The sequence below is a fragment of the Thioalkalivibrio sp. genome, assembly GCF_041690275.1.
In the GTDB taxonomy this organism is placed as follows: domain Bacteria; phylum Pseudomonadota; class Gammaproteobacteria; order Ectothiorhodospirales; family Ectothiorhodospiraceae; genus Thioalkalivibrio.
Window position 1 is genome coordinate 12,082 of the sequence record NZ_JAWLHP010000011.1, and the last position, 11,015, is coordinate 23,096.

Sequence of the window (11,015 nt, forward strand, 5' to 3'; positions counted from 1 at the left end):
GCGGCTGGAAGCCGCTCCCACGACCACTCGCCGGATCGCGGCTGGAAGCCGCTCCCACGGCGGCTGGAAGCCGCTCCCACGACCACCCCGGGCGGCCTCCGGCCGCGATCAGAACGCGGTCTCCGGCCGGTAGATCACATCCAGGCGTTTCGCGGCAGTGACCTCGTCGAAGCGACGGTTTGGCAGCCGGTGCGGGGCGCTCTTCACGGTGTCGATGTCCCGCTGCGACTCCTCGAGTATCGAGGCCATCGCCGCCACGAAGCCGTCCAGCGTCTCCTTCGACTCGGTCTCGGTCGGCTCGATCAGCAGGCACTCGGGGACCAGCAGCGGGAAATAGGTGGTCGGGGCATGGTAGCCGTGATCGAGCAGACGCTTCGCGATGTCCATTGCGGTCAGCCCGGTCTCCTTCGCCTGCCGCTTCAGCGTCACGATGAACTCGTGGGTGGCCCGGCGTTCGGGGAAGGCCAGATCAAAGCCGGCGTGCCGCAGCTCGGCCTGCAGGTAGTTCGCGTTCAGGGTCGAGAACTCGGCGACACGGGTCATGCCCTCGCGCCCGAGCATGCGCATGTAGACGTAGGCACGCAGCAGCACCCCGGCGTTGCCCGCGAAGGCGGACAGGCGGCCGATCGTCTGGGGCAGGTCGCTCTCCGCGGCGTGCCGATACACTCCCGAGTCCTCCCTGACCACCACCGGCACCGGCAGGAACGGCAGCAGGCGCTTGCTCACGCCGACCGCTCCCGCACCCGGTCCACCTCCGCCGTGCGGGGTCGAGAAGGTCTTGTGCAGGTTCATGTGGATCACATCGAAGCCCATGTCGCCCGGGCGCACCTTGCCCAGGATCGCGTTCAGGTTGGCTCCGTCGTAGTAGAGCAACCCGCCGGCCTCGTGCACGATCGCCGCGATCTCGCCAATATGCCGCTCGAACACGCCGACCGTGGAGGGGTTGGTCAGCATGATGCCAGCCGTCTGCGGTCCCACGGCCGCCCTCAGGGCCTCGAGGTCCACGTCGCCACTGGCGTCCGTCGGGATCTCCCGCACCTGGTAGCCGCACATGATCGCGGTCGCCGGATTGGTGCCGTGGGCTGCATCGGGCACGATGATCTCCCGGCGTTCGTCGTCGCCACGCGCCCGGTGGTAGGCGCGGATCATCGCCACCCCGGCGAATTCCCCCTGCGCCCCGGCCATCGGTGTCAGCGACACGCCGCTCATGCCCGTGACCTCGCGCAGCATCTCCTGCAGCTCGAACATGGTCTCCAGATAACCCTGGCTGTGGTCGGCCGGGGCCAGCGGATGCCGGTTCAGAAAACCGGGCAGCATCGCCAGGCTGTTACAGGCCCGGGGGTTGTACTTCATCGTGCAGGAACCCAGCGGGTAGAACTGCGTGTCGATGGCAAAGTTCTTCTGCGACAGCCGGGTGTAGTGGCGCACCACGTCGAGCTCCGATGCCGCCGGCAGCCCCGGGTCGGCACGACGCCGAAGAGAATCCGGGATGCCGGCCGCCTCGTGGGAAGGGCCGGGTGCCTGCGCGGTCGCGGACCGTCCCGGGCGTGAACGATCGAAGATCAGGCTGTGTTCATCTCGGGTCATTTCGTGCTCCCCTGTTGAAGCCTCCGGCCGTCACCGGGGGCTGCCAGTGCAGAACGGGTTCAGTCGAGTGCGGCAAAGGCCGCGTCGTAGTCGGGTTCCTGGCCGATCTCCGGGACCAGCTCCGTGTAAAGGACCTTGTTGCCGGCATCCAGCACCACGACAGCGCGGGCGGTGACGCCGGCCAGCGGGCCATCCTGCACCAGCACGCCGTAGTCCTTCGCGAAGTTCTTCGAGCGCATCAGTGACAGGGTGTGGACCCGGTCGATGCCCTCGGCGCCGCAGAAGCGGGCCTGGGCGAAGGGCAGGTCCGCGGAGACCACCAGCACGACGACGTCGTCGTGCCGGGCGACGAGTTCGTTGAATTTCTTCGTCGATTGCGCGCAGACGCCGGTATCGAGGCTGGGAACGATGGAGATGATCTTGCGCTTGCCCGCGAAGTCCTCGAGTCCGACGTCGTTCAGGTCATTGTTCGTGAGCCTGAAGTCCGGAGCGATCGAGCCCACCGCCGGGAGGTCACCGTTGGTGTGGATGGGATTGCCCTGCAGGGTGATTTCGGCCATCGCGATTCTCCTTTTGGGTGAAATGGGACAGAAATGGAAGACCGGGCGCGGCCTCAGGCCAGCGCCTCGACATAGCGGTCCAGGTCGCCTGCGGTCTTGGTCTCGGTCGCACAGGCCAGCACACAGTTCGCCAGGTCCGGATACTCGGCCGCCAGCGGGTGGCCTGCGAGCACGCCCGCTCGCGACATCCGTGCCAGGCGGGCCTGCGCATCCGGCCCGAAATCGAAGGCCATCTCGTGGAAGTGATCCCCCGCGAAGCGCGGCTGGATGCCTGCCCTCGACAGGCGCGTCGCGAGCTGGTGCGTGTTGTGCCAGCAGGCCTCCGCGACCCGCTTCAGCCCGGCATCCCCGAGCAGCGCCATGTGGATGGTGGCGGCGGTGACCACCAGCCCCTGGTTGGTGCAGATGTTGGAGGTGGCCTTGGAACGCCGGATGTGCTGCTCGCGCGCCTGGAGGGTCAGCACGAAGCCTGGTCGCCCGTCGGCGTCCTCGGCCCGCCCGACGATACGCCCGGGCATCTGGCGAATGTGCTCGCGGCGCGTGGTCATGAATCCGAAATACGGCCCGCCGCCGGAGAGCGGGGCGCCCAGGGGCTGCCCCTCGCCGACCGCGATGTCGGCGCCACGCTCCCCCCATTCGCTGGGTGGCTTCAGCAACGCGAGCGACACCGGGTTCACCACCGCGATCACCGGCACGCCGCGCGCCTCGGCCCAGCGCGTCAGCGCATCCACGTCCTCGAGCACCCCGAAGAAATTCGGCTGCGCGACGACCAGCGCGGTGATGTCCTGCCCGTCGTAGGCCTCCAGGCTGTTGGCATCGATGGATCCCAGGCGCTCGTCCCAGGGGAGCTCGACCAGCTCGATGTCCTGATTGCTGACGATGCTGCGGACCGTTGCGCGATAGGCGGGGTGCAGGGCCCCGGGCACCAGGATGCGGTTGCTCTTCGACCGGCGGTTGATGCGTACCGCCATCAGCACCGCCTCCGCCAGCGCGGAGGCGCCGTCGTACAGGGACGCGTTGGAGACCTCCATACCGGTCAGGCGCGTGATCATGGTCTGGTATTCGTAGATCAGCTGCAGCGTCCCCTGCGAGGCCTCGGCCTGGTAGGGGGTGTAGGCGCTGTAGAACTCCCCGCGCGTGGCGATCTGCCACACCGCTGCCGGGATGTGGTGCTCGTAGGCGCCCGCACCGATGAAGTTCAGGGGCGCACCGTCACGCGCCGCGCGTTCCTGCATCAGCCGCGTCACCTCCATCTCGGGCAGGCCTTCCGGGATGCCCGATAGCGGCGGCGCCCGCAGATCGGCCGGGATCTCCTCGAACAGGTCCTCGATGGATCCCGCGCCGATCTGCTGCAGCATGTCGCGGATGTCGTCTTCGGTGTGCGGAATGAAGGGCATCGCTTGCCTCTCAGGACTTGGTGTCAACATTCAACTTCGCGCAGTGAGCCCCCGCGCCCGCTTGCGGGAGCGGGCATGCGATGGGCGGCCGGTGCGCGCGGCGATTCCGCCCCGCGCCACGGCAGCCCCCGGTGCGGGCTCAGGATTCGCTGGCCACCTTCGCGGAATACGCGTCGGCGTCCATCAGCGCGTCGAGTTGCGTGGTGTCGGACGGCTGGATGCGGAACAGCCAGCCATCGCCATAGGGCGACTCGTTCACGAGTTCCGGGGCGTCGGCCAGACCCTCGTTCACGGCGACGACCTCCCCGGACACCGGCGCATATACGTCCGAGGCCGCCTTCACCGATTCGACGGTGGCACAGGCCTCGCCGGCGCTGGCCGCGCTCCCCGGCTCCGGTGTCTCCACGAAGACCAGATCACCCAGCAGCTCCTGGGCATGGCCGGTGATCCCCACGGTGACCGAACCGTCGGATTCCACCCGCACCCACTCGTGGCTGTCGCTGTACCTCAGATCCTGCGGTGTTTCGCTCATGTGCTGTTCCCTCTAACGCAGCTCGTTGTCAAAGTCGGTGTTCACGCTCGACCGGGGTCCCCCGCGGTACTGCAGGTCCGGGCTCAGTCCAGCAGCGATTTCCCGTGGCGCACGAATGGCGGCTTCACGCGGCGCACGGGCATCGTTCGCCCGCGCAGGTGCGCGGTCAGCTCGCGCGCGTCCGAGGCCGCCGGGATGCGGGCCAGCGCGATGGAAACGCCGAGGGTGGGCGCGAAGCTGCCCGAGGTCACGGTGCCGTCGCCGGCGGGTGTCTCGATCCGGGTACCGCCGCGCAGCACGCCGCGGCCGTCGAGCACCAGCCCGACCAGCTGCGCGGGCACCCCCTCGGCGCGCTGCCGCTCCAGCGCGGCGCGCCCGATGAAGTCGCGCTCCGGCGGCTCCCAGGCCACGGTCCAGCCCAGATTCGACACCAGCGGCGTGGTCGATTCGTCCATGTCGGTGCCGTAGAGATTCATGCCCGCCTCCAGCCGGAGCGTGTCGCGCGCACCGAGACCGATCGGTCGCGTTCCGGATCGGAGCAAGTCGTCCCAGAAGGCCTCCGCCCGCTCGGCGGGCAGCATGATCTCGAAACCGTCCTCGCCGGTGTAACCGGTCCGGGCCGCCATCCACTCCTCACCCCAGACCGCGTGGAAGGGTCGCAGTTCGCCCGCCGTGCGCAGCCGGCCCGGGAGCAACGGGGCCACCTTGGCCACCGCCTCGGGTCCCTGTACCGCGAGCAGGGCCAGTTCCGGCCGGGGCTCCACGGAGGCATCCAGGCCCCTGGCAACCGCGCGCATGTGGGCGATGTCGCTCTCCGCGGTGGCCGCGTTCACCACCATCCGGTACCCCTCGTCGCCCCTGAAGTAGACGATCAGGTCATCCACCACCCCGCCGTCCGCGTTGAGCATGCAGCTGTACAGCGCACGTCCCGGCGCACGCAGCTTCGCGACATCATTCGCCAGCAAACGGCGCAGCAGGGCCTGGGCCTGCGCGCCGGAGACATCCACCACCTGCATGTGCGAGACGTCGAAGACGCCGGCGCCGGTGCGGACCGCATGGTGTTCGTCAATCTGGGATCCGTAGTGCAGGGGCATCTCCCATCCGGCGAAGTCGACTAGGCGCGCATCGGCCCTCTGGTGCGCGGCATGAAGGGGCGTGGTCTTCAGCGTCATCCGGAACCTCCGTGGCAGAGCTCAACAAAAAGGGCGGCCAGCGCGCAGTTGCACCGGCCGCCCCTCTGTCCTGAAACCTGAGAGTTTGCGTTGCGATCAACGCCCCCTTCGGTGGGCCGTACACGGCCGCTCTCCAGAGTCTGCCTTGATCACCGTCCCGGTCCGGGTGGCCTGAGCGATTCCGGGCGGACGTTGCGCCTTCGGCGGCCGCCCACGTCCGTGAGCGGCACTCTTCCAGGTCGGTGTGGTAGCAGACCGCGGTCCACCACCGGCAGGATTCCGAGTCTAGCCCAAGCCGTATGCGACGTAAAATCCCGTGCCGTCAGGCACGGCGTGATTGGACCATCTTGGTCTCAACCCTTCGCAGCTTTTCTCGCTAAATGACTGACGCTGAAACCCGACTGTCATTTTTCCACAAAGCCTGTGGATAACTCTGTGGATGGTTTGTCGTCAATGGCCCACAGGGCGTGTCCCCATTGTCGCCGGAACAAACTGGCTATTTTTTAGCCGCAAATATCAAGTTGTTGTTTTGTATTGTTTTTTATATTTTTCTAATATACCGGACAAGCCTCTTGACCCAGGCCATCAAACAACGCGACCGGGACCGGCCTGCATGTGCATAAGAAGGCTGACCCTCTATCGAAGGGTTGGCCCTGGAGGTGCATGCAACGGGTCTTGCGAGGTGGCGCCCGCGCGCCCGTCAGCCGACCGGCGCCAGCCCCCCTCCCAGGGCCCGCAACGCGAAGAAGCGCTTCAGCGCCCGGTGGCGGTCGACCCGACCCACCCCGAACTCGCGTGCCCAGGCCACGGGCGGCTGCGACGAACCGAACAGCCAGCGGAGACCCTCCATCGAACGCAGCATCAGCTCGTTGTCCAGGCGCCGGCTGCGCGTGTAGGCTCGCAGCGCCGCCGCATCCGCGGGATCCGAACCGGTACCGGAGGGAACCGCGTCGAGCAGCGCCCGAACGTCCGCGAGACCCAGGTTCAGACCCTGGCCCGCCAGCGGATGGATGGTATGCGCGGCGTCACCGACCAGCACCAGACGGCCGCTGACATAATCCCGAGCCTGGCGCCCCACCAGCGGCCAGTCGGCGCGGGGAGACACCGACAGGATGTCGCCAAGCCGTCCGCCGAAGGCGTCCCTGAGCGACTCCGCAAAGGCCTCATCGTCCAGCGACAGGACCCGCTCGGCCTCGAACTCCGGCAATGACCAGACGATGGAGCAGCGACCGTCCGCCAGTGGCAGGAATGCCAGGATTTCCTCGCCGTTGAACCGCTGCCAGGCCGTGTCCTGGTGCGGAAAGCGGGTGGCCACCGTCGCGACCACGCCGGTCATGTGGTAGGGACTTCGGCGCACCGCGATCCCCGCCCGCGTCCGCAGCGCGGATTCCGCGCCATCGGCGGCGATCAGCAGCCGCGCGCCCGGCACCCGGCCGCCTTCGAGGTGCAGATCGATCCGGTCCGGCCACCAGTCGAGCGCGCGCCAGCCGGTCTCCGGCAGCACGGCGCCGCCGGCTGCCTCCAGTGCCTCCCACAGGCTGGTTTCCAGCGCCAGGTGCTCGACCGTCCATCCCAGGGCCGGAAGCCCGAGGTCGTCGGCGTCGAAATGCAGTTCAGCGCTGCTGTTCGCGTCCCAGACGTCCATGCGATGAAAGGGGTGTCCGCGACGGGCCAGCACCCTGTCGGCCACTCCGAGATCCGTCAGCAGTTGCATGGACGCGGCATTCAGCGTGGCCATCCGGGTGACCGGAGCCTCTTCCGAGAAGGCCGGCTTCGGCCTCCGATCCAGCAACAGTACCCGCTGCCCGGCACGGGCGAGACCCAGTGCGGTGGCGGCCCCGACGGCGCCACCCCCGACCACCACCGCGTCAAAGGCCTCGACCGATCCGCTCATATGCCCTCCCCTCTTCGCTCGGTGGCCGTGGGGGCTGTGCCGCCTTCCCGGGACTCGGCCGGCAACCCGCGCAGGATCCGCCGCGGCAGAGGCTGCAGGCCCATCGCCTGTTCCGCCCAGAGCTGGCGCAACGGGCCGATCCGGTCGAGCAGCAGCATCCCCCTGCGCAGCGCCCGCGGCGCGAACCTCTCACCCACTGGCAGGCCACGCGCGAGGAGGTCCGTGACCGCGGCGACCCGGTCGATGTCGCCGCTACGCGCCTGCGCGTAGGCCGCGAGCACCTCGGGCGCCCCCGGGTCACGCGCGGACAACACGCGCCCGGCAAGGATTGCCACGTCACGCAGAGACAGGTTCAGACCCTGGCCCGCGACCGGGTGCAATCCATGCGCGGCATTCCCTGCCAGTACCAGCCGCTGGTCGTACATGCGCCGCGCCCGCACCAGCTCCAGCGGGAACCGCGCTGCGGGGCCGGCGGTGCGGAGCCGGCCGAGGCGCCAGCCGAACCGGGCCTGCAGCGCCGCAATGCGCTCGGAATCGGACAGTGCGATCCGCTCATCGCAGGTCTCGGGCGGTGCGACCCACACCACATTGAGCCGCCCACCGGGCTGCGGCAGCAACGCCAGCGGACCCTCTGGCGTAAAACGCTCAAAGGCCCTGCCGCCGTGCGGCCGGGTGGACCGGACATCGAAGACCAGCGCGTCGGCCGCATACCGGCGCCGCCGCACCTCGATCCCCGCCGCCGCCCGGGTGGCCGATCCGGTGCCGTCGGCCGCCACGACGAGCCGGGCTGCAAGGCGATGGCGTCCGTCCGGGCCGGCGAGCACCACCTCGCGCCGCCCGTCCCCCGCCGCCTCGAGGGTCTCGAGCCGGGTCTGATCCAGACGCTCGACACCGGTTGCCGCCAGCGCTTCCGCCAACATCGCCCCGATGCGCGCGGCCGGCACCACCTGTCCCAGAGCGGAAACCCCCTGACTCGCGGCATCCATCACCACGCTCCCGAAACCGCCCTCACGACTCACGTGAACCGCGAGGATCGGCTCGGCCTCCGGTGCCAGCGGCTGCCAGTAGCCGACATCGTCGAGCAGGCGGACCGTACCGGCAGCGAGCGCGTACCCGCGCGCGTCCCCGTAGCCGGAGTCCGCCGCCCCGCGCTCGGCCAGCGCCACGTCGAGACCACCACGGGCCAGAAGGCAGGCCAGCAGGCCACCAACCGGCCCGCCGCCGACGATCACGACGTCGCAGTTGCGCCTGCGTGCCGTCATCAGGCGGCTCCCGCCCGGTCCATCCTCCCGGCCATGCAGGCCTCGATCTCGCCGACGGTCTTCGGGCAGTCTTCGGTCAGCACTTCGTTGCCGGAACGGGTCACCGCGACGTCGTCCTCGATGCGGATGCCAATCCCGCGAAAGCGCTTGGGTGCCCGGGCCTGCGGACCAAAATAGAGGCCGGGCTCGACGGTCATCACCATGCCCGGCTCCAGCAGTCGCCATACCTCCCCGATCCGGTAGTCGCCGACATCGTGCACGTCCAGCCCCAGCCAGTGACCGGTCCGGTGCATGTAGTAGGGCTTGTAGGCCTCCTTGCGGATCAGATCCGCCGGCCGGCCCGCGAGTATCCCGAGCGTCCTCAGGCCCCGGGTGAGGACACCCACCGCGGCGTCGTGGGGATCGTTCCAGTGGTTGCCAGGCACTGCCTTGGCAATGGCCGCGGCCTGTGCCTCCAGGACCAGCTCGTGGACCTCGCGCTGGGCGGGTCCGAAACGTCCCGACACCGGAAAACTGCGGGTGATGTCCGAGGCGTATCCGCCATGCTCGCATCCGGCGTCGATCAGCAGCATGTCCCCCGCCTTCAGGCGGCTCCGGTTCTCTACGTAGTGCAGGATGCAGCCGTTCTCGCCCCCCCCGACGATGGAGTGGTACGCCGGCTCGGTCCCGTAACGCCGGAACTCGTGCAGGAGCTCGGCCTCGATCTCGAACTCGGCCATGCCCGGGCGACAGGCCTGCATCGCACGCACGTGGGCCTGGCTGGAGATCCGGGCGGCATGGCGCATCATGCGCAGCTCGTCCGCCTGCTTGAACAGGCGCTGCTCGTGCAGGTGGTGCTCCAGCGCGACGAATTCGGTGGGTGCCCGCACGCCGGAGCGCGCCTTCGCCCGCACCTGCTTCACCCACCCGAACAGGCGCTGGTCCATCGCCTCGGTGTGCCCGAACGGCGCGCACAGCGCCCTGCGGTTCTCCATCAGCCCGGGCAGGATCTCGCCGATGTCGCCGATCGGGAAGGCGCAGTCGGCCCCGTAGTCGGCCACTGCGCCGTCCGGACCGGCGCGACGGCCGTTCCAGGTCTCCATGTCCGGGTCACGGTCACGACAGAACAGCACGTACTCCCCGGCCTCCCGTCCGGGCACCAGCACCGCGACCGCGTCGGGTTCCGGGAAGCCGGTCAGGTACAGGAAATCGCTGTCCTGGCGGAAGGGGTACTCGACATCCCGGTTGCGCAGGCTCTCGGTCGCGGCCGGTATCACCGCGATTGCGTCGCCGCCGATGGCGTGCATCAGCCGCTCGCGGCGGCGGGCGAAGGCCTTCAGGCTGATCGCGGGCGCCTTCATTGCAGCGGTATCGGCTGCCGGGGCCGCTCCGGGGCCAGCTCCTCGGCCAGCAGCAGCACTCCCACGCGCACGTATTCGCCGAGTTCGGCAAAGGCCTCCTCGTTCTCCTCGCTGTCCTCCGGTTCCGGGTCGAGCCGGGCGATCTCGGCGAAGTCGCGCAGGATCTCGGCCGCCTCGGGGGACGGCTTGAGTCCGCCGAGCCGGGGCGTCTGACCCAATCCGCCGAGGAATCCGTCCACCCACTGGCCAAGGGAATGGCTGCGCTGCGCGAGATCGTCATCCTCCGAAAGCAGGGGCTCGAAGCCGAGATCCGGATCGTTCAACGCGCGCAGCAGGTCCAGCCGGATTTCCTCGATCGCCGCCTGCAGCGCGGCCTCATCGTGCCCGGGGGCCGGATGACGCTCACCGAGCGCCCTTGCGAGTCGAGCCGCCGAAAGGCTGTCATCCGCGACCAGGCAGCCGGACAGCACGCCATGCGCCGTGGAGGCGCCGCAGGCCAGACCCGCCGAGTGCAGCAACGCGTCCAGCCGCTCGGCTTCCGGTTTCAATGCGGACATCAGAAGGTCTCCAGACGTGCTTCGTAGGGGAACAGCAACATGCGGTAGATGCGGTCTCCGAACTGCATGTGCGTGAAATCGGGCTCGCCCAGCCGGATCGAATTGCTTCCCTTCGCCGAGAGCGCGCGCAGGCCGAAGTGGCGTTCCCTGATCAGATCGGCCAGCAGCCGCTCCAGTTCCGCGCGCTCGATGGTCCCGGTGTTGTCGACCACCCGACAGGGCTTGCCATTGTGCGCCACCGACTCGACGATCGTGGCATCGGGACCGGGTGGAGGAATGTCGCTCATAATGATTCCCCGAGGAGTGCGGACTCCCGCCGCGTTCATTTTGGCCGCGGAGCGCAACCCCCGCAACCGCCCGACATCAGTGACATCGGAGGACGCGGATCGTGCGGTGGCACCAAGGGCAATCATCCCCGGCGCCGAATCGCCGAGGGAGGCGAGCCCTCTCGGCGTAGGAGCGGCTTCCAGCCGCGATACGGCGTTGTGTTGGGTGCCCAGGGCCATCGCGGCCAGAGGCCGCTCCCACCGAGGCCGCTTCCATGGCGTAGGAGCGGCTTCCAGCCGCGATACCGCGTTGGCTCGACCGCCCAGGGCCATCGCGGCCAGAGGCCGCTCCCATGGAGGCCGCCCCCACGGCGTGGGAGCGGCTTCCAGCCGCGATACCGCGTTGGCTCGACTGCCCAGGGCCATCGCGGCCAGAGGCCGCTCCCAC

General features: G+C 69.0%; 10 protein-coding genes and 2 riboswitches. All 10 genes read right to left on the reverse strand.

Features of this window, described 5'->3' with window-relative positions; genetic code table 11:
- Positions 1 to 108 precede the first annotated feature (108 nt).
- Positions 109 to 1,587 (reverse strand): aminomethyl-transferring glycine dehydrogenase subunit GcvPB, encoded by a 1,479-nt coding sequence (gene gcvPB, locus ACESMN_RS03370; protein ID WP_373052173.1) that lies wholly within the window; start codon positions 1,585 to 1,587, stop codon positions 109 to 111.
- A gap of 59 nt (positions 1,588 to 1,646) precedes the next feature.
- Positions 1,647 to 2,147 carry a thiol peroxidase gene (gene tpx / locus ACESMN_RS03375; RefSeq protein ID WP_373052174.1) on the reverse strand — a complete coding sequence of 167 codons (501 nt, stop codon included), beginning with the start codon at positions 2,145 to 2,147 and terminating at the stop codon, positions 1,647 to 1,649.
- 53 nt (positions 2,148 to 2,200) lie between these two features.
- Complete coding sequence (gene gcvPA, locus ACESMN_RS03380) at positions 2,201 to 3,544, reverse strand: aminomethyl-transferring glycine dehydrogenase subunit GcvPA (RefSeq protein WP_373052175.1); 1,344 nt, start codon at positions 3,542 to 3,544, stop codon at positions 2,201 to 2,203.
- Positions 3,545 to 3,683: 139 nt separating this feature from the next.
- The gene (gene gcvH / locus ACESMN_RS03385) at positions 3,684 to 4,076 is read right to left on the reverse strand and encodes a glycine cleavage system protein GcvH (protein ID WP_373052176.1); all 393 of its coding nucleotides are present in this window, start codon (positions 4,074 to 4,076) and stop codon (positions 3,684 to 3,686) included.
- A gap of 83 nt (positions 4,077 to 4,159) precedes the next feature.
- Positions 4,160 to 5,248, reverse strand: a complete 1,089-nt coding sequence (gcvT, locus tag ACESMN_RS03390; protein ID WP_373052177.1) for a glycine cleavage system aminomethyltransferase GcvT — start codon at positions 5,246 to 5,248, stop codon at positions 4,160 to 4,162.
- A gap of 55 nt (positions 5,249 to 5,303) precedes the next feature.
- A riboswitch (glycine riboswitch) is annotated at positions 5,304 to 5,395 on the reverse strand.
- Between the two features lies 1 nt (position 5,396).
- Positions 5,397 to 5,495: riboswitch (glycine riboswitch) on the reverse strand.
- Positions 5,496 to 5,948: 453 nt separating this feature from the next.
- Positions 5,949 to 7,142 carry an FAD-dependent oxidoreductase gene (locus ACESMN_RS03395; RefSeq protein ID WP_373052178.1) on the reverse strand — a complete coding sequence of 398 codons (1,194 nt, stop codon included), beginning with the start codon at positions 7,140 to 7,142 and terminating at the stop codon, positions 5,949 to 5,951.
- The gene (locus tag ACESMN_RS03400) at positions 7,139 to 8,404 is read right to left on the reverse strand and encodes an FAD-dependent monooxygenase (protein WP_373052179.1); all 1,266 of its coding nucleotides are present in this window, start codon (positions 8,402 to 8,404) and stop codon (positions 7,139 to 7,141) included. The genes ACESMN_RS03395 and ACESMN_RS03400 overlap by 4 nt, the downstream gene beginning before the upstream one ends.
- Positions 8,404 to 9,744, reverse strand: a complete 1,341-nt coding sequence (gene pepP / locus ACESMN_RS03405; RefSeq protein WP_373052180.1) for a Xaa-Pro aminopeptidase — start codon at positions 9,742 to 9,744, stop codon at positions 8,404 to 8,406. The genes ACESMN_RS03400 and pepP overlap by 1 nt, the downstream gene beginning before the upstream one ends.
- Positions 9,741 to 10,301, reverse strand: a complete 561-nt coding sequence (locus tag ACESMN_RS03410) for a UPF0149 family protein (RefSeq protein WP_373052181.1) — start codon at positions 10,299 to 10,301, stop codon at positions 9,741 to 9,743. Before ACESMN_RS03410 ends, pepP begins: the two co-directional genes overlap by 4 nt.
- Complete coding sequence (locus ACESMN_RS03415) at positions 10,301 to 10,588, reverse strand: hypothetical protein (RefSeq protein WP_373052182.1); 288 nt, start codon at positions 10,586 to 10,588, stop codon at positions 10,301 to 10,303. The genes ACESMN_RS03410 and ACESMN_RS03415 overlap by 1 nt, the downstream gene beginning before the upstream one ends.
- Between the last annotated feature and the right edge of the window lie 427 nt (positions 10,589 to 11,015).

Bases quoted from the DNA above. Each gene is read 5' to 3' on its own strand.
- pepP (WP_373052180.1), bottom strand. From the start codon at position 9,744: ATGAAGGCGCCCGCGATCAGCCTGAAGGCCTTCGCCCGCCGCCGCGAG.
- gcvPA (WP_373052175.1), bottom strand. From the start codon at position 3,544: ATGCCCTTCATTCCGCACACCGAAGACGACATCCGCGACATGCTGCAG.
- tpx (WP_373052174.1), bottom strand. From the start codon at position 2,147: ATGGCCGAAATCACCCTGCAGGGCAATCCCATCCACACCAACGGTGAC.
- ACESMN_RS03395 (WP_373052178.1), bottom strand. From the start codon at position 7,142: ATGAGCGGATCGGTCGAGGCCTTTGACGCGGTGGTGGTCGGGGGTGGC.
- ACESMN_RS03410 (WP_373052181.1), bottom strand. From the start codon at position 10,301: ATGTCCGCATTGAAACCGGAAGCCGAGCGGCTGGACGCGTTGCTGCAC.
- gcvPB (WP_373052173.1), bottom strand. From the start codon at position 1,587: ATGACCCGAGATGAACACAGCCTGATCTTCGATCGTTCACGCCCGGGA.
- gcvT (WP_373052177.1), bottom strand. From the start codon at position 5,248: ATGACGCTGAAGACCACGCCCCTTCATGCCGCGCACCAGAGGGCCGAT.
- ACESMN_RS03415 (WP_373052182.1), bottom strand. From the start codon at position 10,588: ATGAGCGACATTCCTCCACCCGGTCCCGATGCCACGATCGTCGAGTCG.
- gcvH (WP_373052176.1), bottom strand. From the start codon at position 4,076: ATGAGCGAAACACCGCAGGATCTGAGGTACAGCGACAGCCACGAGTGG.
- ACESMN_RS03400 (WP_373052179.1), bottom strand. From the start codon at position 8,404: ATGACGGCACGCAGGCGCAACTGCGACGTCGTGATCGTCGGCGGCGGG.